Here is a 22,227-nt window from a genome sequence, read left to right as displayed (position 1 = left end):
GGTCGTGCCCGTCCCGTGCCGCGGGCTCGACCCCCGCGCGGCACGGGACGGGCACGGTCACCCCGTGCCCAGTCGCAGGACCACCTGCGGCACCAGCGTGCTGCCCAGGCACGGGCGCAGGTCCGCGCGCAACGCGGACAGGCTCACCGGCGGCTGCGCGGGCAGCACCGCCGCACCGACCGTCGCCGCCGTCAGGACGACCCGCTGCATCGCCTGCCCCGCACGGATCTCCGCCGCGGCGCCCTGCGCGAACGTGCACAGCACCAGGTCCTGCCCACCGGGTGTCACGTGCAGCCACGCGCGTTCCACCTCCGCGGCCCGCGACAGCAGCCCGCGCCAGGGGCCCACCCCGGGGAACGTCGTCCACGTGCGACGGTGCGCGCGCAGGGCGTGCAGCAGCGCGAGCACGTCCGGGTCCGGGTCCTGGTGCCCGCCCAGCCGCACGGCCGCGGCGGCGTCGTGCGCACCGGCCCCCGGCAGCAGCGTCACCAGCGGGCGGATCCCGTGGCCCTGCAACGCCAGCCGGACGTTCAGCAGCGCCACACCGCACGCGATCCTGGCCTCCCGGCTGTGCGGGCTCATGGTGTGCAGCTCGATCCGCTCGGGCCGCACCTCGAACCGGACCTGCGGCGCGGCGTGCGTGGCGAGCGCGAGCACCCCGCGCACGTCCTCACCCGCCAGTCCGAGCGATTCGGGCACGGCGGTGGTCATGCCCTCACTGTCCGGGCAGCGCGGTGCGCGGACCACGGCCGAAGGTCCTCACTTGCCAGGGCCGTGTGATCGCGGGATGTGTGCGACGCTAGCGGCGTGCCCACCCCTCCCGGCCGCCGTGACCTCGACGAACTGCTCGACGAGGTGCGGGATCGCATGGACGAGATCGTCACCACCCGTGACCACATGCAGGAGCTGCTCGGCGCCGTCCTCGCCGTGGCGTCCGGGCTGGAGCTCGACTCGACGTTGCAGCGGATCGTGCAGGCCGCCGTCGACCTCGTCGGCGCCCGCTACGGCGCGCTGGGCGTGCTGGGGACGCGCGACGACCTGTCCGAGTTCGTCCACGTGGGCGTGGACGCGGAGACGAGCGCGAAGATGGGCCACCTGCCCGAGGGCAAGGGCCTGCTGGGGCTGCTGATCAAGGACCCGACCCCGTTGCGGCTGCACGACCTGGCCCGGCACGACATGTCGGTCGGCTTCCCGCCGAACCACCCGCCGATGCACAGCTTCCTCGGCGTGCCGGTGCGGGTGCGCGACGAGGTCTTCGGCAACCTCTACATGACCGAGAAGATCGACGCCGCCGAGTTCACCGCCGACGACGAGGTGGTCCTGCAGGCACTGGCCGCGGCGGCGGGCATCGCGATCGACAACGCCCGGCTGTTCGAGAAGTCCCGGATGCGGGAACGGTGGCTGGAGGCCATCGGCGAGGTCAACTCCGAGCTGCTGGGCGGCGCGTCCGGTGAGTACGCGCTGCGCCTGATCACCCAGCGGACCGTGGAGCTGGCCTCCGCCGACGCGGCGCTGGTGGTGCTCGGCGACGGCCGGCACGCCCCGCTCGCGGTGGCCGCGAACGCGGGCGCGCGGCTCGGCGACTTCGACCCCGCCGACTACGCCCTCGACGAGGTGGTCCGCACCGGAACACCCCTGCTGTCCGACGACCTCACCGCCGCCTTCGGCTCCGTGCTCGCGGTGCCGCTGCGGTCGGGTTCCGCCGTCACCGGCGCCCTGGTCGTGCTGCGCCGCGGCACCGAGTCCCGCTTCCTGCCCGACCAGGTCCCGATGCTGGCCTCGTTCGCCGACCAGGCGGCGGTGGCGCTGGAGTTCGCGGAACAGCAACGCTCCCAACGGTTGCTGTACGTGCTGGAGGACCGCGACCGCATCGCCCGCGACCTGCACGACCACGTGATCCAGCGGTTGTTCGTCACCGGGCTGACCCTGCAGGCCACCCTGCGCCGCATCACCGAACCGGAGGTCGCCGCCCGCCTGCGCACCGCCGTGGAGCAGCTCGACGAGACCGTGCGCGAGATCCGCACCTCGATCTTCGACCTGCACTCGACCGACAACACCTCGCTGCGCCGCCGCCTGCTCGACCTCGTCGCCGGCCTGACCGAGTCCACGCACCTGTCCCCGGCCGTGCGGATGTCCGGCACCGTCGACAACTCCGTGCCGCCCGAGCTCGCCGAACACGTCGAGGCCGTGGTGCGCGAGGCCGTCACGAACGCCGTGCGGCACGCGGAGGCCACCGAGCTCACGGTGCTGGTCGACGCGGGCGACGACGTGGTGATCACCGTGCAGGACAACGGGATCGGCATCGCACCCGACGTGGCGCGCAGCGGGCTGCGCAACCTCGCGCACCGGGCGGCGCAGTTCGGCGGCACGTTCGCGGTGCGCGCGGCCGACGGCGGGGGAGCGCGCGTGGTGTGGCGGGTCCCGCTGGACCGGTCGTCCTAGCCCGTTCTAGCGGGGCTTCTCGCCGTCCCTGCGGAACTGCGACGCGAACACCGCCGCCTGCGTGCGGCGCTGCATGCCGAGCTTCGCCAGCAGATGTGAGACGTAGTTCTTGACGGTCTTCTCCGCGAGGAACATCCGCTCGGCGATCTGCCGGTTCGTCAGCCCCTCGCCGATGAGGTCGAGCACCGTGCGCTCCTGCTCGCTGAGCACGCGCAGCGGGTCGCCCTCCTCGCGTTCGCGGCGGATCCGGTTGAGCAGGGCGCTGGTCGTGCGCGCGTCGAGCAGCGACTGGCCGGCGGCGACCGTGCGGACCGCGTTCACCAGGTCGGCGCCCAGGATCTGCTTGAGCACGAACCCGGAGGCGCCCGCCATGATCGCGTCGAACAGGGCCTCGTCGTCGGCGAAGCTCGTCAGCATCAGGCACTGCAGACCGGGGACGCGGCTGCGCAGCTCCCGGCACAGCTCGATGCCGTTGCCGTCGGGGAGCCGGATGTCGAGCACCGCCACGTCGGCCTGGGCCTCCGGCACCGCGGCCAGCGCCTCCGCGACCGTCGCGGCGTCACCGACCACCTCCAGGTCGGGCTCCTCACCGAGCAGGTCCGCGATGCCGCGGCGGACGATCTCGTGGTCGTCGACGAGGAAAACACGCGTCGCCATGGGGTTCACGGTAGTCCAAGGACACTGCTCCGAGGGGTTTGGAGGCACTCGCCGCACTGGGCCGATCGGGCGTCGTCCGGGGCTGCTGGAACGCGGGAGGCTCGCCCGCTGGAACGCGAAGGTCCGGGTCGCTGGAAAGCGCCCGGACCTGTCACGACGTGACCGGCTGCGGTCAGCCCTGCTTGATCGCCGAGATCTCGAACTCGAGGACGACCTTCTCGCTCACCAGCACGCCGCCGGTCTCCAGCGCCGCGTTCCAGGTGACGCCGTAGTCCTTGCGGTTGATGGTGTGCGAGCCCTCGAAGCCCACGCGGGTGTTGCCGAACGGGTCCACGGCCACGCCCTCGAACGCGAACGGGATGGTGATCGACTTGGTGACGTCCTTGATGGTCAGGTCACCGGTGATCTCGAAGTTGCCGTCGTCGACCTGCTTCGCGGAGGTCGAGACGAACTTGATCTCCGGGTAGGTCTCGACGTCGAGGAAGTCGTTGGTGGTGAGGTGGCCGTCGCGCTGCGCGTTGCGGGTGTCGATCGTCGCGACCTTCACGGTCACCTCGGCGGTGGTGTTCTCCGGCTTGTCACCGTCGATCTTGATCTTGCCGTCGAACTCGTTGAACGCACCACGAACCTTGGTGACCATCGCGTGGCGGGCGACGAAGCCGATGCGGGAGTGCGACGCGTCGATGACGTAGTCGCCGGTCAGTTCGGAGAGGTTGGTGGGCGTGGTCATGGCGGTATGTCCTTCGGTCGGTCGGGTTGGTTGAACTGTCATCTACCTTGCACCAACCATGGATGATGTGTCAACTATTCCCGTATGCTGAGCGTGTGACCCGATGGCTTGAACCTGAACAACAGCTGGCGTGGCGTGCCTACGTCCGCATGCAAGGGGAGCTGAACGCCCACCTGAGCAGGCAGATGTCCGCCGACTCCGACATTTCCATGGCCGACTTCGCCGTGCTCGTCCAACTGACCGACACGCCGGACGAACGCGTGCGCGTGCTGGAGCTCGCCCGGTCGCTGAACTGGGAGAAGAGCCGCATCTCGCACCACCTCGGACGGATGGTGAAGCGCGGGCTCGTCGCCCGCGAGGGGTGCGCCAGCGACGGGCGCGGCTCCTACGTGGTGCTGACCCAGCAGGGCCGCGCGGCCATCGAGGCGGCGGCGCCCCGGCACGCCGAGACGGTCCACCACCTGGTGTTCGACCTGCTCGGTGACGAGGAGGTCGCGGCGCTGCGGTCGATCTCGGAGAAGATCTTCACGCGGTTAACGACAGGCGAATGTGCGGCGGTAGTCGCTCGGTGCGACGCCGACGACCCGGTGGAAGTGGTGGCGCAGGAGTGCGGCGGCGCCGAAGCCTGACCGGGTCGCCACCGCGTCGACGTCGAGGTCGGTCTCCTCGAGCAGCCGGCGCGCGTGCAGCACCCGTTGGAGTGACAGCCACTTGTTCGGCGTGGTGCCGGTCTCCGCGACGAACCTCCTGGCGAACGTCCGCTCGGACATGACGGCGAGCTTCGCCATCGACGCCACCGTGTGATTGTCCGCGATCGTGTCGAGCACCTGCTCCAGCACCGGTTCGAGGCTGTCGGCCGAGCAGTCGGGGATGGGCAGCTCCACGAACTGCCGCTGACCGCCGTCGCGCTGCGGCGGCACGACCATCCTGCGCGCGATGGTCGTGGCGACCCTGGTGCCGAGCTCGCGGCGCACCAGGTGCAGGCAGGCGTCGATGCCGGCGGCCGTGCCCGCGCTGGTGATGATGTTGCCGTCGTCGACGAACAGCACGTCCGGGTCGACCTGGGCCCTGGGGAAGCGCTCCTGGAACGCCTTCGTCTCACGCCAGTGGGTGGTGCACCGGCGGTCGTCGAGCAGGCCCGCCTCGCCGAGGATGAACGCCCCGCTGCAGACGCTCAGCAGCGTCGCGTCGGTCTCGCGCAACGTCTTGAGCAGCTTCTCCGGGTAGGCCTCGCGGATCTTGGCCGCGGGCAGCGCGACCAGGTCGGCGTCGAGCAGGGCTTCGAAGCCGTGCTCCGGGGTGATGGAGACACCGGGGACGTCCGTGTGCACCGGCTCGTTCGGGAGCTCGCCGCAGACCCGGAAGTCGATCAGCGGCACGCCCTCCTCGGTCCGGTCGACGCCGAACACCTCGCAGAGCACGCCGAACTCGAACGGCGCGACGCCGTTGATGAGCGGAACCGCCACCGATCGGAGCATGGCAGGATTTTAGCGCGCATCGTCAGATCTGCCACTGTTGGCGGGATTTTGTCGGCCGCAAACTTTCTACATGACTCTTGCAGCGATCCTCCTGGTAGTGGCAGTCCTCGCCGTCTGGCTCGACCGGCACCGCGACCGCAGTGCCGGCCTGGCGGGCTCCTCCGACGTCGTCGACCGCGACCGCATCCGCGTGCGCAACGACATCCGGTACCTCACTTGATGAGCGGCTGCGGTCCCGTGTAGCGGGCGATCGGGCGGATGATCTTCGTGTCCTCGGACTGTTCCAGGGCGTTGGCACACCACCCGATCACCCGGCTGCACGCGAACGTGGGCGTGAACATGTCGCGCGGGATCCCGCACTGCTCCATCACGACACCCGCGTAGAACTCGACGTTCGCGTACAGCTGCCGGCCCGGCTTGAGCTCGGCCAGCAGCTCGGTCACCCGGCGCTCGACCGTCGTCGCGAACTCCGTCAGCGGCGTCGGCCGCTCCAGCGCGATCTCCCTGAGCAGGCGTGCCCGCGGGTCCTCCGTCCGGTAGACGGCGTGGCCGAAGCCCATGATCCGGTTGCCCTGCTCGATCTGCTCGCGCACCCAGGCGTCGACGTCGTCCGGCGAGCCGATGAGGTCGAGGCTCTCCAGCGCCCGGTCCGGCGCGCCGCCGTGCAGCGGCCCGGAGAACGTGCCGATCGCCGCCGTCACCGCCGACACGACGTCAGCTCCCGAGCTCGCGACGACGCGTGCCGTGAACGTTGACGCGTTGAAGCCGTGGTCGATCGTCGCGATCAAGTACTGCTCGACTGCACGACTCGTCCACGTTGACGGCTCCTGTCCAGTCAACATGTACAACCAGTTCGCTGACGTTGACAGCTCAACCCTGGGGCGGACGGGCTCAAGCCCGAGCTTGAGCCGGTGCAGTGCGGCCAGGATCGTCGGCGTCACAGCACACACGCGCAGCGCGTCGGCCCGGCGTGCCGCCATCGGCGCGTCCCACATCGGCTGCGACGGCAGCAACGACAACGCCGTCCGCAGCCCGGCCAGCGGCGTGACCCCGGCCTGCGCAATGGCGGGCAGCACGGCAGCGATGCCGTCGGGCAGCTCGCGCAGCTCCGCCGTCCGCCGTGCGAACAGCTCGCTCTCCGCCGCGTCCGGCAGCCGGCCCTCGGCGAACAGGAACCACACGTCCTCGAACGACCGGGTCCTGGCCAGCTCGATCGCGTCGTGCTCGCGGTAGTGGTAGTAGCCCGCAGCCCCGTTCACATCCCCGATCAGGGTGGTGGTGACGACGACGTCCTTCAACCCTTTGGGTGCATCAATCAACATGGACAAGAGGCTCCGTCAACCTCCAGGTACAGTCAACGTTGATGGAATCAATGCTGACGACAACGCAGACAGCCCGCCGCCTCGGCGTGAAACCGGCGACGGTGTACGCCTACGTCAGCCGCGGCCTGCTGACCAGCACGAAGCTGAACCGCGCGAGCATGTTCGACGTCGCCGAGGTCGAGGCCCTGGCGCAGCGCACTGGTGCGCGCGGAGCAGTGGCCGCTGTGACCGATCGCATCCGCACCCGCATCTCCCTGCTGGAGCACGACCGGCTGTTCTACCGCGGCCGTTCCGCCGTCGAGCTGAGCGGGACGCGCCGGTTCGAGGACGTGGCGCAGTGGCTGTGGACCGCCGTGGAGACCACCGGTGTCGAGTTCCCCGAGGGCCAGGAGATCTGGATGGCCCTCCCCGACAGCGCGACCCTCACCGACCGCGTCCGCGTGGCAGTGGCCCTCGCCGGCGCCGGTGACCCGCTGCGCTTCGACCTCGACCGCGCCGTCTCGACCGCCAAGGCCCTGATCGCCGACGTCGTCGAGTCCCTCCCGCTCATCCAGCGCCCGCAGGGCACCGACATCGCCGAGCGCCTCTGGGCCCGCCTGTCACCCGAACCGCCCCAGCCCGCCGTCCTCAACGCGGCCCTGGTCCTGCTCGCCGACCACGACCTGGCCGTCTCCACGATGGCCGCCAGGGTCGCCGCCTCCGCCCGCGCCCACCCGTACGCCGTGGTGTCCGCGGGCCTCGGCGCCATGGAGGGCCAGAAGCACGGCACCGCCAGCACCCTCACCCACCGCTTCCTCCTGCAAGCCGCCCCCGACCCGATGGCCGCGGTGGCCGAACGCCTGCGCGCAGGCGAGCCGATCCCCGGCTTCGGCCACGCCGTCTACGAACGCCACGACCCCCGCGCCGACCACCTGCTCGCCCTCCTGCGCACCCACGGCGACGCCGACCTGGTGGCGGACCGCGTCATCGCCACCCAGCCACTCACGTTCCCCAACGTCGACCTGGCCCTCGCCCAACTCGGGGTCACGTTCCAGATGTCCCCCGACGCCGGCGAGGCGATCTTCGCGATCGCCCGGATCGTCGGCTGGATCGCGCACGCGATCGAGGAGTACGCCGAGCCGGGGCTGCGGTTCCGGACGCTGGGCGTGTACACGGGCGACCGCCCGTAGCCGCCCGGCGCAACCGTCGCGGTAGCCGCCGGGCCAGCTGGCGAGCTAACTGCCGGGACAGTTTCGGAGCAGCCGTCGGGGCTGACGCCAGGCAGCTGCCGGGCGTGGGTGCGCGGCACGGGCGTCGGGGCGCGCAGTTGGGCACGGCACCGGGCGCTGGACGGTGCGGTTGGGCACGGACGCTAGGCAGTGCGCTTGCATGTCGGCGGCGAGCCGGTGGCGCGCCTCGCCTGCACCGTTGCTCGTGTCGCCCCGGCCCGACGCGGCCGTTGTCAGCTCGTGCTGCGCTGGCCGCATCGCCGTGCTTGCGCCGCTCCGCCCGCCTGCTCGCCCCGCTGCGACTGCGTCACGCGGGCGACGCGTCGCCCGCGCCGCGTCGCCCGCGCTCTCTTACGCCGCGCTGACGATGCCACTCCGTTCGTGCCGCCCCGCCTGCCTGCGCTGCCCAGCCCGCCCACGCCGCCCTGCCTGCACCACGCCGCGCCGCGCCGCGTGGGGGCGGGTGCGGTCGGCCTTGCGTTCGCGGCGCGGGTGGTCAGCGCACGCCGAGGCGCTTCAGCACGCTCGTCGTGATGCCCGCGGCGTCCAGGCCGTGGGCGCGCAGGATGCGAGCGCGGGAGTCGTGCGGCAGGAAGCGCGGGGGCAGGGCGAACGTCGCCACGCACGTCGGGCCGCCTGCCAGCGCCTGGCCAAGGCGGGCGCCCAGCGCGCCTGTCGAGGTGGTGTCCTCCACGGCCAGCACCAGGCGGAAACCGCTGCTGTACTTCACGAGGTGCGGGTCCAGCGGCGCGGTCCAGCGCGGGTCGACGACCGTGACACGGACGTCGTGTCCAGCCAACTCCTCCGCGGCTGCGAGGCACGGGCCGGCGAGTGGGCCGACCGCGACCAGCAGGACGTCGGCGTCCGGGGTCTCGTGCAGCACGTCGAAGTGGCCCACCCGCCGCACCGCGGGCACGTCGGGGCCGGCGGACGCCTTCGGGTAGCGCACGACCGTCGGGCCGTCGGAGACGTCGACCGCCTCGCGCAGCAACGCGGCCAGCGACGCCGGGTCCCGTGGTGCGGCCAGGCGCAGGCCCGGCACGACGGGCAGCACGGAGGCGTCCCACATGCCGTGGTGCGAGGCACCGTCCGGGCCCGTGACACCTGCGCGGTCGAGCACGAACGTCACCGGCAACCGGTGCAGCGCCACGTCCATCAGCAGCTGGTCGAAGGCGCGTGACAGGAACGTCGCGTAGACGGCCACCACCGGGTGCAGGCCGCCCATCGCCATGCCCGCCGCCGACGTCACGGCGTGCTGCTCGGCGATGCCGACGTCGAACACCCGGGACGGGAAGCGCGCAGAGAACGGCCGCAGGCCGACGGGTTCGAGCATCGCCGCGGTCACGCACACCACGTCGGGCCGGTCGGCGCCGATCGCCACGATCTCGTCGGAGAACACGTCGGTCCACGTGCGTGCCGAGGTGGTACCGGCCGCGCCGACCGCGTGCATGCGGTCCGCCTCGTCGGCCTCGGCCGCGTCGTACCCCTTGCCCTTCACCGTCCTGCAGTGCACGACCACGGGACGGCCCAGCGACTTGGCCTCCCACAGGGCGTTCTCGACGGCGTGCACGTCGTGCCCGTCGACCTCGCCGAGGTAGGCCAGGCCCAGCGCCTCGAACAGGCAGCGCGCCGTGCCGTCGAGCAACGACGCCGCGAGCCCGCCGGCCGTCGGGTCGTAGGAACGGCCGTTGTCGTTCAGCAGCACCACGACCGGCCGCGACGACCCGCCGATGTTGTTCAGCGCCTCCCAGCACATGCCGCCGGTCAGCGCGCCGTCACCGACGACCGCCACCACCCGCCGGTCGACGCCGCCGAGCTCGAACGCCTTCGCCAGACCGTCCGCATAGGACAGTGCGGTGGAGGCGTGCGAGTTCTCGACGACGTCGTGCGCCGACTCGGCCGCGGACGGGTAGCCGGACAGGCCACCGGCCTGCCGCAGCGAGTCGAAGTCGGCGCGGCGACCGGTCAGCAGCTTGTGCACGTACGACTGGTGCCCGGTGTCGAACAGCACGACGTCGACCGGGGACGAGAACACCCGGTGCACCGCGATCGTCAGCTCCACCGCGCCCAGGTTCGGGCCGAGGTGCCCGCCGGTGCGGTGCACCTTGGCGATGAGGAACGACCGGATCTCCGCGGCCAGCCGCGCCAGCTCGGACGAGGACAGCGCCCGCACGTCCGCGGGCGAGGTGATGTCAGCCAGCACGGCGCACCGCCAGCGGCAGTGTGAACGAGATCGTCTCGGTCGCCGTCGTGTGCGTGGACACCGACACCGTGCCCAGCGCCTCCAGCGCCGCCACCACCTCGTCGACCAGCTCCGGTGGCGCCGACGCACCCGCCGACAGGCCCACCGTCGTCACGCCCTCCAGCCACGCCGGGTCGATCTCCGAGGCGTCGTCGACCAGGTGCGCGGGGGTGCCGGTGCGGGCGGCCAGCTCCACCATCCGCACCGAGTTCGACGAGTTGCGCGACCCCACCACGAGCACGAGGTCGGACTGCGCGGCCACCTCCCGGATCGCGATCTGCCGGTTCGTGGTGGCGTAGCAGATGTCGTCCGAACCGGGACCGCGCACGTGCGGGAACCGCCGCCGCAGCGCCGCGACCACCTCGGACGTCTCGTCGACCGCCAGCGTCGTCTGCGTCAGGTACGACACCGGGCCGGTGATCTCCAGCGCCTCGACGTCGGCGGCGGTCTCCACGAGCACCATCCGGTCGGGCGCCTCGCCCAGCGTGCCCTCGACCTCCTCGTGCCCGGCGTGTCCGATGAGGACGATCGTGTCACCGCGGGCGGCGAACCGCCGCGCCTCCGCGTGCACCTTGGTCACCAGCGGGCAGGTCGCGTCCAGCACCTCCAGCGACCGCTCCGCGGCCTCGGCCCGCACAGTGGGGGAGACGCCGTGCGCGGAGAAGACGGCCGTGGCACCGGGCGGAACCTCCGACAGCTCCTCCACGAACACGGCGCCACGGGCCTCCAGACCGCGCACCACGTGGACGTTGTGCACGATCTGCTTGCGCACGTAGATCGGGCCACCGCGCTGGTCGAGCAGTCGTTCCACGATCTCGACGGCCCGCTCCACCCCGGCGCAGAACGACCGGGGTGAGGCGAGCAGCACCGAACGCGGCGGGTGTTCCGTCATCGGGCGCCTTCCGGGGAAGAGGGGCGGTCAGTGGTCTCGGTGGGTGACCAGCTGGGCGAGCGTGCCGAGCTCCACGGCCGCCCGCGCGGCCGGCGAGGACTCGCCCAGGTGCAGCAACGCCCGCGTGTGCAGCTCGTCGGCCTGCTCCTGGCTCCACGCCCGCCCGCCGGCGGAGTCGACCAGCGAGGCCGCCAGCGCCAGCTCGGCCGCAGACAGCTCGCCCGCCCGGAAGTACAGCGCCGCCAGCTGCTCCGACGCGGGCGTGCCGGCCGTGAGCGCCCGCACCACCGGCAGCGACTTCTTGCGGCTGTGCAGGTCGGTGTGCGCGGCCTTGCCCGTCACCGCCGGGTCGCCCCAGATGCCGAGCAGGTCGTCCACGTGCTGGAACGCGAGCCCGAGCTGGGTGCCGTAGCCGCGCAGCGACTCGACCTGCCCGTCGGTCCCGCCGCCGTACAGCGCGCCCAGCGCGGTCGAGGCACCCAGCAACGCGCCGGTCTTGCCCAGCGCCATCGTGACCACCTCGGGCACCACCACGTCCGTGCGGTTCTCGAAGTCGAGGTCGTGCGCCTGCCCGTCGAGCAACGCGACGACCGCGTCGCCCAGCAGCCGGATCGCCTCCAGCGCCCGCGGGTGCCCGGACGCCGCGAGGACGTCCACCGCGAGCGCCTGCAGCGCGTCACCGGCCAGGATCGCCGCGTTGACGCCGAACACGGTCCACGCCGTGGCGCGGTGGCGGCGGGTCTCGTCACCGTCCATCACGTCGTCGTGCAGCAGCGAGAAGTTGTGGATCAGCTCCACCGCCACCGCCGCCGGGATGGCGGCCGCCGCCTTGCCGCCGACGGCCTCGGCCGCCAGCAGCACCATCGCCGGCCGGATCGCCTTGCCGCTGTTCTCCAGCACCGGGTTGCCGTGCTCGTCGCGCCACCCGAAGTGGTACTCGGCGATCACGCGCATCGACTCGGGCAGCTGACTGACGGCCCTGCGCAGAGCCGGGGTCACCAGGCTCCGGCTCCACGCGAGCACCTCGCCCGCGGGGCGTCCCGCGGCGAGCCGTTCGGTGCTGGGGGAGGACATCTCCGCTGTCATCGCTAGAGACCGATCTCCACGTTCTCCAGCACGCCCAGCGCGTCCGGCACGAGAACGGCGGCCGAGTAGTAGGTCGACACCAGGTACTTGAGCATCGCGTGCTCGTCGACGCCCATGAACCGCACGTTCAGGCCGGGCTCGTACTCGTCGGGGATGCCGGTCTGGCGCAGGCCGACGACGCCCTGCTTCTCCTCGCCCAGGCGCATCGCGATGATCGACGTCGTGCCGTTCTTGCTGACCGGGATCTTGTCGCACGGCGCGATGGGCACGCCCCGCCACGTCTGCATCGGCTTGCCCTCCACCACGGCCGTCGGCGTGTAGAGGCCGCGCTCGGACAGCTGCCGGCCGAACGCCGCGATCGCCCTGGGGTGGGCCAGGATCAGCTTCGTGTTGCGGCGCCGGGAGATCAGCTCGTCCATGTCGTCCGGCGTGACCGGTCCCGACCTGGTGCTGAGCCGCTGCTTGAGGTCGGCGTTGTGCAGCAGGCCGAACTCCCGGTTGTTGATCAGCTCGTGCTCCTGCCGCTCGCGCAGGGCCTCGATGGTGAGCCGCAGCTGGTGCTCGACCTGGTCCATCGGCTGGCTGTAGAGGTCGGCGACGCGGGTGTGCACGCGCAGGACCGTCTGCGCCACCGACAGCTCGTACTCGCGCGGCCGCAGCTCGTAGTCGACGAACGTGCCGGGCAGCACCGGTTCGCCGTCGTGGCCGGAGGCGATGTCGATCTCGGCCTCGCCGTGCTTGTTCTGCGGGTTCGTCGGGTGCGCGAGCTGCTGCTCGATGTGCGTGCGCAACGGCTCGACCTGCTGGTTGAGCTGGTTGAACACCGAGCGCGGCAGCTCGACCACGGTCGTGTGGGTGAGCGCGCGGGCGGTGAAGCTCCACGCCACCTCGGCACCGGACAGCACCTCGTTGTCACCGAAGTGCTCACCGTCGGCCACGGTGCCCAGCGCCACGTCGTCGCCGAACTTGCCGCGACCGGTCTTGGCGACCTTGCCGTGCGCGATGACGACGATGGTGTCCACCGGGGTGCCGCGCTCGGCGATCACCTCGCCCGGCTGGTACTCGCGCTGCTCGAACCGGCTCGCGAGGGCCACCAGCGAGTCCTCGTCCTCGAACCCGCGCAGCAGTGGGAACTCGGCCAGCTCCTGCGGCACCGGGCGCACCTCGGAACCGACGCTGGTGAACGTGACCCGGCCGTCGCCGATCGCGAACGTGAGCCGCCGGTTGACCCGGAAGGCACCACCCTTGGCCTCGACCCACGGCAGCAGTCGCAGCAGCCACCGCGGGGAGATGCCCTGCATCTGCGGCGCGGACTTGGTGGTCGACGAGAGGTTGCGGGCGGCTGCCCTGGAGAGGCTCAGCTGCTTGTCGTCGACCCCGAGACCCGGATCGGTAACAGTCACTGCGAGTCCTGCCAATCTTGTTCAGCGGGAGGAGGGATCAGCGGACCAGCACCGCGGCGGTGCCGAGTCCGGACGGCGCGTGGAACGACCGTCGGGTGGGGGTGGTGGTGGGGCGGTAGCGGCCGGAGCGCTGCGTCCACAGCAGCTCACCGGCCAGCCACGACCGCATGGCCTCGGCGTACCGGGACAGCCCGGCCGTCGCCTCGGCGTCGAGGTCGTACTCGGTGGCCAGGGCAGGCAGCTCGGCCATGATCGTGCCGATCTGCCGCAGCCGCGCCGAGATCAGGTCGCCCACGAGGTCCACGGCCTGCTGCAGCTCGCAGTCGAAGAACTGCCGCACCGCCAGCACCGCGCTGGTCGTGCTGCCGCCGGTGGCGTGCACGCGGTCGTGGTTGAAGAGGTCCATCCGCAGCGACGGGACGTCGCCGAACGAGTCGACCAGCGCCCTCATCGTGGAGTTGCGCAGCAGCTCCTCCGGCAGGTCGGCGCGGGCGGCCTTGCGCACGAGCCGGGCCGACAGCTCACCCATGATCGACCTGCGGCGCATCTCCACCAGGTCGACCGGGTCGGGAACACGGCCCTGCACGGTGTTGTGCAGCTCCCACAGCAGTGCGTCGAGGTAGTCGAGCAGCATCGCGCGGTCGGCCTCGTCGGGGGTGCCGCGGGACAGCAGGTCCGCGAGCCCCCTCTCGGCCGGGTTCACCGCCGGCACCGACGGGTCCGCGAGCACCGCCTTCAGCCGGGCGGCGAACGCCCGGCCGCCCGCGAGGTTGCGCGGCCGCAGGAAGCCGTCGAGGAACGCGTCGTCGACGTAGAAGCCCCAGACGCCCCAGTCGTTGACGTACCGCAGCTCCTCGGCCGGCAGCGCCGGGAACGCCAGCGGCGTGAAGCCGCCGTAGTCCGCGGCGTCGTAGAACGCCTCCGTCCACGGCGAACCGGTGAACATGCCCATGTCCCGTGCCCACGCCCTGCTGTGCTGCCGGACGCGGTCCACGTGCGGCGAAAGCCGTGCCGCGTAAGGCATCTCGAACTCGGGAAGCTCAACCACGGGCCACCCCGAGCCACGCGCCGGACGTGCCCAGGCCGGTCGGCCCGCGCAGGATCGTGCGGAAGAACGCGCTGTTGCCCGCACCGGAGTCGGACTTGGTGTAGCGACCGGCGTGCAGGTGCCACTCGTGGCCCCCGGACTGCCAGTCCTGCAGCCCCTTCACGTACTTCAGCACGCGGGCCTGCTCGGACGGGTCGGTCCCGTGCTCGGCGAACAGCACCGGCAGCTCGGTGAACACGGTGTTCTCGAACTGGTGCAGGCGGGAGGTGAGCAGCTTGTTCACCGCCTCGACCGCCGTCTGCGTGTCGTGGCCGAAGAACTTCTCGAACACCAGCACACCGTTGGAGTTCTCGCCCTCGCGCAACACTTCCCGCTCGTAGGAGAAGATGTCGTTGCGCAGGTGGATCGCGTCGGAGAACGTGTCGGAGAGGACCCGCAGCGGGCGGGTGCCCGCGATGGACGCGGGCACCTCGGCAGCTTCGGAGACCTCCACCAGGTTCGCCGACCAGGGCGCGCCGCCGACCTTGCGGCGCATCTCGATGTACTCGATCGGGTTGGCGACCGTGCCGCTCTCGATGTTCTTGATCTCCCACATGCACTCGAGCAGCAGGTTGTGGGTGCTCGTGGTGAACCGGCGCCGCCAGTCCTGCGACATCAGCGGAATCGTCCGCTGCCACAGGTCGACGAGACCGCGCTCGGTCGGGTTCTGCGGCTCCGGCCACGGATCGGTGCCGTTGAGCGGCATGAACGCCGGCAGCCGGTCCAGGTAGGCCTTCGCCCCCGCCACGTCCTTGGTCTGCTTGAACTCCGCGAAGAACTCGTCGTCGAAGTAGAAGACCCAGACGTACCAGTCGGTGATGAGGTCGAGGACGTCCGCGGGGGCGTCGGGGTGGGTCCACGCGCACATGAACCCGTAGTCGTCGCCCGCGAGGACCTCCTCGGTCCACACCCCGGTGTCGAGCATCCCCATGTCCCGCGCCCACTGCGTGGAGTGGACGCGGGCCCGTTCGAGGTGCGGGTTCATCCGCGCCGGGTGCGGCACGTAGAACTCCGGCATGGTGAAGGAGGCCAAGACCTACCCCTCGCGACCGAGCTCGACGTGCTCCAGCACGCCGATCGCGTCCGGCACCATGATGGCGGCGGAGTAGTAGGCGCTGACCAGGTAGTTGATGATCGCCTGGTCGTTGATGCCCATGAACCGCACCGACAGGCCCGGCTGGTACTCGTCGGGGATGCCGGTCTGGTGCAGGCCGATGACGCCCTGGTTCTGCTCGCCGACGCGCATGAGCATCACCGACGACGTGCGGGTGTCCGAGATGGGGATCTTATTGCACGGCAGCACCGGGATGCCGCGCCAGGCAGGCACCTGCTGGCCGTTGAAGTCGATGTGCTGCGGGTAGACGCCGCGCTTGTTGCACTCGCGGCCGAACGCGGCGATGGTGCGCGGGTGGGCCAGGAAGTACGAGGGGTCCTTCCACACCACCGAGAGCAGGTCGTCGAAGTCGTCCGGGGTCGGCGGGCCGGTGCGGGTGTGGATGCGCTGCTTGAGGTCGGCGTTGTGCAGCAGGCCGAACGACCGGTTGTTGACGATCTCGTGTTCCTGGCGTTCGCGCAGGGCCTCGATCGTGAGCCGCAGCTGCTGCTCGACCTGGTCCATCGGGTGGTTGTAGAGGTCCGCGACACGGGTGTGGACCTGCAGCACGGTCTGCGCGACGCTCAGCTCGTACTCGCGCGGCGAGAGCTCGTAGTCGACGAACGTGCCGGGCAGCACCGGCTCGCCGTCGTGGCCGGCCGCCATGTCGATCTCGGCCTCGCCGTGCTTGTTCTGCGGCTTGTTGCGGCTGTTGTAGACCTGCTGGATGTGCGCGCGCAGGCCGCCGGCCTCACCGTTGAGGGCCTGGAAGTCCTCCCACGACAGGGTCAGGACGGTGACCGGGGTGACCGCCTTCGCGGTGTACTCCCACTCGCCCTGCGGCCCGGCGAGCACGGTCTCGCCGAAGTACTCGCCGTCGGCGAGGTTGCCCAGGACGGTCTGGCCGCCGTACTCGCCGGTGCCGACCTTGTCGACCTTGCCGTGCGCGATCAGCACGACCTGGTCCTTCGGGCGGCCCTGCTCGACGATGACGTCGCCGACGCGGTACTCGCGCTGCTGGAACCGACCGGCCAGCGCGGCCAGCACGGCGTCGTCGTCGAACCCGCGCAGCAGCGCGAGCTCCGTGAGCTCCATCGGGATGACCCGGATCTCGGAGCCGGTGTTGGTGAACGAGACGCGGCCGTCGCCCAGCGTGTAGGTGAGGCGCCGGTTGACGCGGTAGGCGCCACCCGCCGCCTGCACCCAGGGCAGCACCTTGAGCAGCCAGCGGGAGGTGATTCCCTGCATCTGGGGTACGGACTTGGTGGTCGTGGCCAGATTACGAGCGGCGGCCGTACCCAAACTCAGCTGCTGACGGCCCTCATTGAGGTCAGAATCCGTCACAGTCACAACCTGCACCCACCTATCTCAATGCGCTGATGGACCAATCCGACAAAGGCCGGACTGGACGTTAGTTCTCGCGGATGAGAAGTGGGAAGCGGCCAAGAAGGCGACATTCGGGTGGGTGGTTTACGCCTATGGGTGCTACGCAGGGTACAACTTCTGCCGTACCGGCGACCGTGGTATCGGCAGAAGAGTGAAGAGGCTTGATTCTTCGGAGTTCCGAAGCTGTCACTCGTTTGGTCCTGTAAGACCACTCCATTGTGGTATTGGTGGACGGCAGGACCCTGCTATACGAAACCGCTTCGAATGCAATCGAAATCCACCCGAAGCGGTGTGCGTCAATGCCACTCCCGGGAACTCGTCGCACACTGCGGCGAAAACCCGGTTTTGGGCCGGACGTCATTCGTGCTATTGCGCTCCCGTGGCGTTCAGGAAAGCTTCCAGCTGGCTGACGACGAACGCGTGGTCCTCGGCCTGCGGCAGGCCGGACACGCCGACCGTGCCCACCGGCCCCGTGCCGCGGACGATCACGGGGAACACGCCGCCGTGCGCCGCGTACCGGTCGGGGTCGAGCCGTGACGCCGCCTCGAACGTCGTGCCCTTCTCCCGGAACGACGTGCCCACCTGGAACGAGCTGTGGCCGAACAGCTCGACCACGCGGGCCTTGCGCTCCAGCCACCGGTCGTTGTTCGGCGCGGTGCCGGGCAGGGAGGCGTGGAACAGGCGGTGCCCGCCACGGCACACCGAGATCGCAATGGGCAGGCCCTGCTCGCGAGCCGCCCTGAGCAGGTGCAGGCCCAGCTCGATCGCGGTGTCGTTGTCGAAGGAGCCGAACTGCAGCCGTTCTTCTTGCGCCAAGAGCTCTTCGCTGGTCACAGGGTCACCACCCGGTTGTCGTGTGCGGACGTGAAAGCGGCCTCGATGACCTGCAGCGCGTGCACGGCCCCTGCCGGGTCGACCGGGATCCGCCCGGCCTGCAGCTCGCGGTAGAAGTGCTGGTAGGCGCCGTGTTCGAGGGGCACCTCGGTGGCGTCGCCGAGCACGCCGAGCCGGCCGGTGCGGGGCTCCGCGCCCCAGCCCGGGTCCGTCGGGCGGCCACCGGCGGCGAGCGCGTCCTCCTGCCCGTCCAGGCCGTCGACGACGAACGCGCCCTCGCTGCCCAGGACGCGGAACCTCGGCCCGTGGTGGGCGGCGTGCGCGTTGGCCCACAGGTGCGAGCGGACGCCGTTCTCGTGCGTCAGCGCCACGAACACGTCGTCGTCGACCCGCACGCCGGGGCGGCGCAGGTCGAGCTCGGCGTAGACGTGCCGGACCGGCCCGAACAGCTCCAGGGCCTGGTCGACGAGGTGGGCGCCGAGGTCGTAGAGCAGCCCGCCGGCCTCCTCCGGCGCACCCCGCTCGCGCCAGTTGTCCCAGACCTCGGGCACCCAGCGCTCGAAGCGGGACTCGAACCGGCGGACCTCACCCAGCCGCCCGACGACCTCCCGGACGGTCAGGAAGTCGCTGTCCCAGCGGCGGTTCTGGAAGACCGTCAGCGGCACGCCCTTCGCGCGGGCCGCGTCGACCAGCTCCCGCGCCTCGCTGCTCGTGGGTGCGAACGGCTTGTCGACGACGACCGCGACGCCCTTCTCGACCGCCCGCCGCGCGTACTCCACGTGCGTCCGGTTCGGCGTCGCGACCACCACCAGGTCGAGGTCCATGGCGAACAGCTCGTCCGCGGTGACGATGCGCGCCCCGGGGTGGTCGGCGCGCGCCTGCGCCTGCCGCTCCGGGTTCGCCGTCACGACCGCGGCGAGCTCCATGCCCTCGGTCGAGGTGATGAGCGGGGCGTGGAAGACGCGTCCCGCGATGCCGTACCCCAGCAGTCCTGCCCGTGTCATGGTCCCGATTAAAGCAACGCTGTTGCATAATTGCCAGGTGGACCTCGCCGCAGTGCGCTCGCACAACGACCGGACAGTGCTCGGGCTCGTGCGCTCAGGGGCTCTGAGCAGGGCTGACATCGCCGACCGCGCCGGACTGACCCCGCAGGCGGTGTCGAAGATCGTGGCACGGCTCCTGGCGGCCGGCCTGCTGGAGGAGACCGGCACCGTGCGCGGCGGCGGTCGCGGCAAGCCCCGGACGTCGCTGCGGCTGCGCGCCGACGGTGCCTGTGCCTACGGCGCGTACGTCGACCGCGACGAGCTGCGGGTCGTGCGCCTCGACCTCACCGGCGCGCAGGTGTCGTCGTCGGTCGTGCCCCTCGCGCCGATGTTCGCGCCCGCGGACGTGCTGGACGCGCTCGCGCCGCTGGTCGAGCCGGGCGGGAACGTGCTGGGCCTGGGCATCGCCATCGCGGGCCCGCTCGACTTCCGCGACGGGGTGGTGTCCCCGAACGGGCTGCCCGGCTGGTCGGCGGTGCCGTTGCGGGTGCTGGCCGAGGAACGGCTGGGACTGCCCGTGGCGGTCGACAAGGACACGAACGCGGCCGTGCTCGCCGAGGCGTGGGCCCGGCCGTTGCGCGACGCGGCACTGGTGTTCGCCGGCACCGGCCTGGGCATGGGTCTGCTGCTCGGCGGCGAGGTGCACCGCGGCGCGCGGTCGGGGGCGGGCGAGTTCGGGCACACCACGATCCAGCTCGACGGCCCGCTGTGCGTGTGCGGGCGGCGCGGGTGCGTGGAGGCGGTGCACAACGCGGCGGTGTCCGGGACGGAGGCGGCGCGGGTGCTCGCGGCCGCGGTGGTGAACCTGGTGCAGCTGCTGGACCTCGACCAGATCGTCCTCAGTGGACGGCGGGTCCTGGAGTCGCCGGAGCTGTACCTGCGGGCACTGGCCGGTGTGGACGTGAGCGTGTCGGCGCACGGCCCGGACCTCGTGCCCGTCGGCGCCGCGCTGCTCGTGCTGGACGAGCTGTTCTGACGGACCCTCACTGCTTTACTATGGTACTAGGAAAGCAGTAAGGGGCTCCCGTGTTCGTCTTCCGGCTCGACACCCACTCCGGCGTGCCGCCGTACCTGCAGCTCGTCCAGCAGGTGCGCCAGGCGGTGCTGCTGGGCTTCCTCCACCCCGGTGACCGCCTCCCGCTCATCCGCGAGGTGGTCGAGGACCTGGCCATCAACCCGAACACCGTCGCCAAGGCGTACCGGCAGATGGAGCAGGAGGGCCTGGTCACCGGCCGGCCCGGCCAGGGCACGTTCGTCAACGAGCAGCAGTCGCCCGTGATGCCCGCCTCGACGTACACGTCGCTGCGCCGCGGCCTGGCGACCTGGCTGCGCCGTGCCTACGCGGCGGGCCTCGACGAGCAGGCGGTCACCGCGCTGCTCACCTCGGTGCACCAGCAGGTCAGGAACGAGGACGTGGCGTGACGGCGGCCGGGTTTGCGCTGCGCACCGACGGTGTCGGCAAGAGGTACCGGAAGGGCTGGGCGCTGCGCGACTGCACCCTGTCCCTGCCCGCGGGCGGCGTGATCGCCCTGGTCGGGCCGAACGGCGCGGGCAAGACCACGTTGCTGCGGCTGGTCGTCGGGTTGCTGGCGCCGAGCACCGGCACGGTGGAGGTCCTCGGCCACGACGTCACCGCCAGCACCCCGCACACCCTGTCCAGGATCGGGTTCCTGGCCCAGGACCACCCGCTGTACAAGCGGTTCACCGTCGCCGAGATGCTCCGCTTCGGCCGGACCTGCAACCTGCGGTTCGACCAAGGGCTGGCCGAACGCCGGCTGGCGGCGCTGGGCATCCCGCTCGACCGCAGGACCGGCACGCTCTCCGGCGGGCAGCAGGCCCAGGTCGCGCTGGCACTGGCACTGGCGAAGCGGCCGGACCTGCTCGTGCTCGACGAGCCGGTGGCGAGCCTCGACCCGCTGGCCCGGCGCGAGTTCCTCCAAGTCCTCATGGGCGCGGTGGCCGAAGGAGGCGTGACCGTCCTGTTCTCGTCCCACGTCGTGCACGAGCTGGAACGCGTCTGCGACCACCTGGTCGTGCTCAACCAGGGCCGGGTCACGCTCACCGGCGACATCGACACCCTGCTCGCCGAGCACCGGCTGCTCGTCGGCCCGCGCACGGCCACCGACCTCGACCGGGCCGGCACCGTCGTGGAGGCCGTCCACAGCGACCGGCACACGACCCTGCTGGTCCGCGACGGCGGGCTCCCGGTCGCGCCGGGGTGGCAGGCCCGGCCGGTCGCGCTGGAGGACCTGGTGCTCGCGTACCTGAGCCGGCCGTCGGAGCCGGGTGCCGAGGTCACGGCGGTGGGGGCGTCATGACGTGGTTGCTCTGGCGCCAGCACCGGACCGAGGTCTGCGTCCTGGGCCTGCTCGTCGGCGCGTTCGGCATCGCCCTGCTCGTGCTCGGGACGCAGGCCCACGACCTGTTCCCCGGCGGTCCCGCCCGGTGCGAGGGGCAGGCCGGTGTCAGCGATGCCTGCACGGCCGCGTTCCGCCGGCTCGACGACGAGTACGGGTTCGTCGAGAACCTCCTGGCCGCCTTCTACCTGGTCCCCGTCGTCATCGGCGCGTTCCTCGGGGCGCCGCTGCTCGCGCGCGAGCTGGAGGACGGCACCTGGCAGCTCGCCTGGACGCAGGCCGTGCCGCGGATGCGCTGGCTCGCGGCCAAGCTCCTCGCACTGGCCGGCGTCACCGTCGCGCTCACCGGCCTGTTCACCGCGGTGCTCACGTGGTTCCGCCGGCCGTTCGACGCGTGGGAGGGGCGGTTCCAGTACGACGCCTTCGACCTGCAGGGGCTCGTCCCGGTGGCGTACGCGCTGTTCGCGTTCGGCGTGGCCACCGCCGCCGGTGCGGTCCTGCGGCGCAGCCTGCCCGCGTTCGGCGTCGCGTTCGGTGCGTTCCTCGCCGCCCGGATGTCGGTGGCGCTGCTGGCCCGTCCCGCGTACGCCACACCGCTCACCGCCACGAAACCGGTCCCCGTCGGCGGTTCCCAGGACCGGGCCGCACCCGGCTTCGCCGACTGGACGGTCGAGCGCGGCTACGCGGACGCCACCGGGCGCAGGCTGAGCTCCACCGAGTACCTCGCACTGGAGGACAGCGCCGACCGGGCCGGCACCAACCTCAACCAGTTCCTGCACGAGCGGGGCGTCCAGCGGTTCGAGGTCTACCACCCGGCCGACCGGTTCTGGACGTTCCAGCTCATCGAGTCGGCCCTGTTCGCGACCGTCGCGGCGGTCCTGCTCGGCGTGGTGGTGTGGCGGGTGCGGCGCCGCCTGCTCTAGACCCCGCATCCCCCTTGCAGATGCCGGGGCAGGCAGGGAGGGGA

General features: G+C 71.4%; 21 protein-coding genes and 1 pseudogene. 8 read left to right on the top strand and 14 right to left on the bottom strand.

All coding sequences use genetic code 11. From position 1 onward, the window contains the following. Positions 1-57: 57 nt before the first annotated feature. Complete coding sequence (locus ACZ7CD_RS28010; protein WP_470380050.1) at positions 58-711, bottom strand: hypothetical protein; 654 nt, start codon at positions 709-711, stop codon at positions 58-60. 156 nt (positions 712-867) lie between these two features. Between ACZ7CD_RS28010 and ACZ7CD_RS28005 the strand changes: the two genes are divergently transcribed. Next, entirely contained in the window at positions 868-2,442 is a 1,575-nt protein-coding gene (locus tag ACZ7CD_RS28005; RefSeq protein WP_470380055.1) for a sensor histidine kinase, read from the top strand. Positions 2,443-2,448: 6 nt separating this feature from the next. Here ACZ7CD_RS28005 and ACZ7CD_RS28000 read toward each other — a convergent pair whose 3' ends face one another. Together ACZ7CD_RS28000 and ACZ7CD_RS27995 are read right to left on the bottom strand one after the other, a co-directional pair. Beyond that, a complete protein-coding gene (locus ACZ7CD_RS28000) occupies positions 2,449-3,099 on the bottom strand; it encodes a response regulator (RefSeq protein ID WP_458431317.1) in 651 nt (216 codons plus the stop codon). A 172-nt stretch (positions 3,100-3,271) separates the two neighbouring features. Beyond that, entirely contained in the window at positions 3,272-3,829 is a 558-nt protein-coding gene (locus ACZ7CD_RS27995; protein ID WP_360396300.1) for a YceI family protein, read from the bottom strand. A 95-nt stretch (positions 3,830-3,924) separates the two neighbouring features. Here ACZ7CD_RS27995 and ACZ7CD_RS27990 point away from each other — a divergent pair, with 95 nt between their 5' ends. Further along, positions 3,925-4,458, top strand: a complete 534-nt coding sequence (locus ACZ7CD_RS27990) for a MarR family winged helix-turn-helix transcriptional regulator (RefSeq protein ID WP_360396302.1) — start codon at positions 3,925-3,927, stop codon at positions 4,456-4,458. On the opposite strand, the gene ACZ7CD_RS27985 is transcribed toward ACZ7CD_RS27990, so the two are convergent. After that, positions 4,363-5,307, bottom strand: a complete 945-nt coding sequence (locus tag ACZ7CD_RS27985) for a GlxA family transcriptional regulator (protein ID WP_470380049.1) — start codon at positions 5,305-5,307, stop codon at positions 4,363-4,365. The two genes, ACZ7CD_RS27990 and ACZ7CD_RS27985, sit on opposite strands and share 96 nt — an antisense overlap. Before the next feature lie 70 nt (positions 5,308-5,377). On the opposite strand from ACZ7CD_RS27985, the gene ACZ7CD_RS27980 reads away from it, so the two are divergent. After that, on the top strand, positions 5,378-5,527 hold the full coding sequence (locus ACZ7CD_RS27980; RefSeq protein ID WP_360396306.1) for a hypothetical protein: 150 nt from the start codon (positions 5,378-5,380) through the stop codon (positions 5,525-5,527). Here the strand turns inward: ACZ7CD_RS27980 and ACZ7CD_RS27975 are convergent. After that, positions 5,520-6,629 (bottom strand): citrate/2-methylcitrate synthase, encoded by a 1,110-nt coding sequence (locus tag ACZ7CD_RS27975; RefSeq protein ID WP_458431318.1) that lies wholly within the window; start codon positions 6,627-6,629, stop codon positions 5,520-5,522. The two genes, ACZ7CD_RS27980 and ACZ7CD_RS27975, sit on opposite strands and share 8 nt — an antisense overlap. A gap of 41 nt (positions 6,630-6,670) precedes the next feature. On the opposite strand from ACZ7CD_RS27975, the gene ACZ7CD_RS27970 reads away from it, so the two are divergent. Next, positions 6,671-7,798, top strand: coding sequence for a citrate synthase (locus tag ACZ7CD_RS27970; protein ID WP_470374792.1), 1,128 nt, complete (start codon positions 6,671-6,673; stop codon positions 7,796-7,798). 535 nt (positions 7,799-8,333) lie between these two features. On the opposite strand, the gene ACZ7CD_RS27965 is transcribed toward ACZ7CD_RS27970, so the two are convergent. The 9 genes and pseudogenes from ACZ7CD_RS27965 to ACZ7CD_RS27925 form a co-directional block, all read right to left on the bottom strand. Continuing rightward, a complete protein-coding gene (locus tag ACZ7CD_RS27965; RefSeq protein ID WP_470380048.1) occupies positions 8,334-10,040 on the bottom strand; it encodes a 1-deoxy-D-xylulose-5-phosphate synthase in 1,707 nt (568 codons plus the stop codon). Beyond that, positions 10,030-10,971, bottom strand: coding sequence for a 4-hydroxy-3-methylbut-2-enyl diphosphate reductase (locus ACZ7CD_RS27960; protein ID WP_470380047.1), 942 nt, complete (start codon positions 10,969-10,971; stop codon positions 10,030-10,032). Before ACZ7CD_RS27960 ends, ACZ7CD_RS27965 begins: the two co-directional genes overlap by 11 nt. A 27-nt stretch (positions 10,972-10,998) precedes the next feature. Continuing rightward, a complete protein-coding gene (locus ACZ7CD_RS27955; RefSeq protein WP_360396316.1) occupies positions 10,999-12,057 on the bottom strand; it encodes a family 2 encapsulin nanocompartment cargo protein polyprenyl transferase in 1,059 nt (352 codons plus the stop codon). Between the two features lie 2 nt (positions 12,058-12,059). After that, positions 12,060-13,460, bottom strand: coding sequence for a family 2B encapsulin nanocompartment shell protein (locus tag ACZ7CD_RS27950; RefSeq protein ID WP_360396318.1), 1,401 nt, complete (start codon positions 13,458-13,460; stop codon positions 12,060-12,062). Between the two features lie 37 nt (positions 13,461-13,497). After that, complete coding sequence (locus tag ACZ7CD_RS27945; RefSeq protein WP_360396320.1) at positions 13,498-14,508, bottom strand: terpene synthase family protein; 1,011 nt, start codon at positions 14,506-14,508, stop codon at positions 13,498-13,500. A gap of 22 nt (positions 14,509-14,530) precedes the next feature. After that, a pseudogene (locus ACZ7CD_RS27940) lies at positions 14,531-15,580 on the bottom strand (terpene synthase family protein); the annotation flags it as partial. Between the two features lie 3 nt (positions 15,581-15,583). Beyond that, positions 15,584-16,990 (bottom strand): family 2B encapsulin nanocompartment shell protein, encoded by a 1,407-nt coding sequence (locus ACZ7CD_RS27935; protein WP_470380046.1) that lies wholly within the window; start codon positions 16,988-16,990, stop codon positions 15,584-15,586. A gap of 402 nt (positions 16,991-17,392) precedes the next feature. Beyond that, entirely contained in the window at positions 17,393-17,860 is a 468-nt protein-coding gene (locus tag ACZ7CD_RS27930; RefSeq protein WP_470380045.1) for a heme-degrading domain-containing protein, read from the bottom strand. Beyond that, positions 17,857-18,864 (bottom strand): Gfo/Idh/MocA family protein, encoded by a 1,008-nt coding sequence (locus ACZ7CD_RS27925; RefSeq protein ID WP_360396328.1) that lies wholly within the window; start codon positions 18,862-18,864, stop codon positions 17,857-17,859. The genes ACZ7CD_RS27930 and ACZ7CD_RS27925 overlap by 4 nt, the downstream gene beginning before the upstream one ends. Before the next feature lie 37 nt (positions 18,865-18,901). Here ACZ7CD_RS27925 and ACZ7CD_RS27920 point away from each other — a divergent pair, with 37 nt between their 5' ends. From ACZ7CD_RS27920 to ACZ7CD_RS27905, 4 genes are read left to right on the top strand one after another with little or no spacing between them, the layout of a single operon-like run. Further along, the gene (locus tag ACZ7CD_RS27920; RefSeq protein WP_470380044.1) at positions 18,902-19,879 is read left to right on the top strand and encodes an ROK family transcriptional regulator; all 978 of its coding nucleotides are present in this window, start codon (positions 18,902-18,904) and stop codon (positions 19,877-19,879) included. Between the two features lie 50 nt (positions 19,880-19,929). Further along, positions 19,930-20,325 carry a GntR family transcriptional regulator gene (locus ACZ7CD_RS27915; RefSeq protein WP_360396332.1) on the top strand — a complete coding sequence of 132 codons (396 nt, stop codon included), beginning with the start codon at positions 19,930-19,932 and terminating at the stop codon, positions 20,323-20,325. Next, on the top strand, positions 20,322-21,221 hold the full coding sequence (locus ACZ7CD_RS27910; RefSeq protein WP_360396334.1) for an ABC transporter ATP-binding protein: 900 nt from the start codon (positions 20,322-20,324) through the stop codon (positions 21,219-21,221). The genes ACZ7CD_RS27915 and ACZ7CD_RS27910 overlap by 4 nt, the downstream gene beginning before the upstream one ends. Next, a complete protein-coding gene (locus tag ACZ7CD_RS27905; RefSeq protein WP_360396336.1) occupies positions 21,218-22,183 on the top strand; it encodes an ABC transporter permease subunit in 966 nt (321 codons plus the stop codon). Before ACZ7CD_RS27910 ends, ACZ7CD_RS27905 begins: the two co-directional genes overlap by 4 nt. Positions 22,184-22,227 lie beyond the last annotated feature (44 nt).

This window comes from Lentzea sp. NPDC036949, from assembly GCF_055608075.1.
The sequence above is the reverse complement of the archived record's forward strand: the minus strand, read 5'-3'. Positions and strand labels throughout refer to the sequence as shown.

Bases quoted from the DNA above. Each gene is read 5' to 3' on its own strand.
- ACZ7CD_RS28010 (WP_470380050.1), bottom strand. From the start codon at position 711: ATGACCACCGCCGTGCCCGAATCGCTCGGACTGGCGGGTGAGGACGTG.
- ACZ7CD_RS28005 (WP_470380055.1), top strand. From the start codon at position 868: ATGGACGAGATCGTCACCACCCGTGACCACATGCAGGAGCTGCTCGGC.
- ACZ7CD_RS28000 (WP_458431317.1), bottom strand. From the start codon at position 3,099: ATGGCGACGCGTGTTTTCCTCGTCGACGACCACGAGATCGTCCGCCGC.
- ACZ7CD_RS27995 (WP_360396300.1), bottom strand. From the start codon at position 3,829: ATGACCACGCCCACCAACCTCTCCGAACTGACCGGCGACTACGTCATC.
- ACZ7CD_RS27985 (WP_470380049.1), bottom strand. From the start codon at position 5,307: ATGCTCCGATCGGTGGCGGTTCCGCTCATCAACGGCGTCGCGCCGTTC.
- ACZ7CD_RS27980 (WP_360396306.1), top strand. From the start codon at position 5,378: ATGACTCTTGCAGCGATCCTCCTGGTAGTGGCAGTCCTCGCCGTCTGG.
- ACZ7CD_RS27975 (WP_458431318.1), bottom strand. From the start codon at position 6,629: ATGTTGATTGATGCACCCAAAGGGTTGAAGGACGTCGTCGTCACCACC.
- ACZ7CD_RS27970 (WP_470374792.1), top strand. From the start codon at position 6,671: ATGGAATCAATGCTGACGACAACGCAGACAGCCCGCCGCCTCGGCGTG.
- ACZ7CD_RS27960 (WP_470380047.1), bottom strand. From the start codon at position 10,971: ATGACGGAACACCCGCCGCGTTCGGTGCTGCTCGCCTCACCCCGGTCG.
- ACZ7CD_RS27955 (WP_360396316.1), bottom strand. From the start codon at position 12,057: ATGACAGCGGAGATGTCCTCCCCCAGCACCGAACGGCTCGCCGCGGGA.
- ACZ7CD_RS27925 (WP_360396328.1), bottom strand. From the start codon at position 18,864: ATGACACGGGCAGGACTGCTGGGGTACGGCATCGCGGGACGCGTCTTC.
- ACZ7CD_RS27905 (WP_360396336.1), top strand. From the start codon at position 21,218: ATGACGTGGTTGCTCTGGCGCCAGCACCGGACCGAGGTCTGCGTCCTG.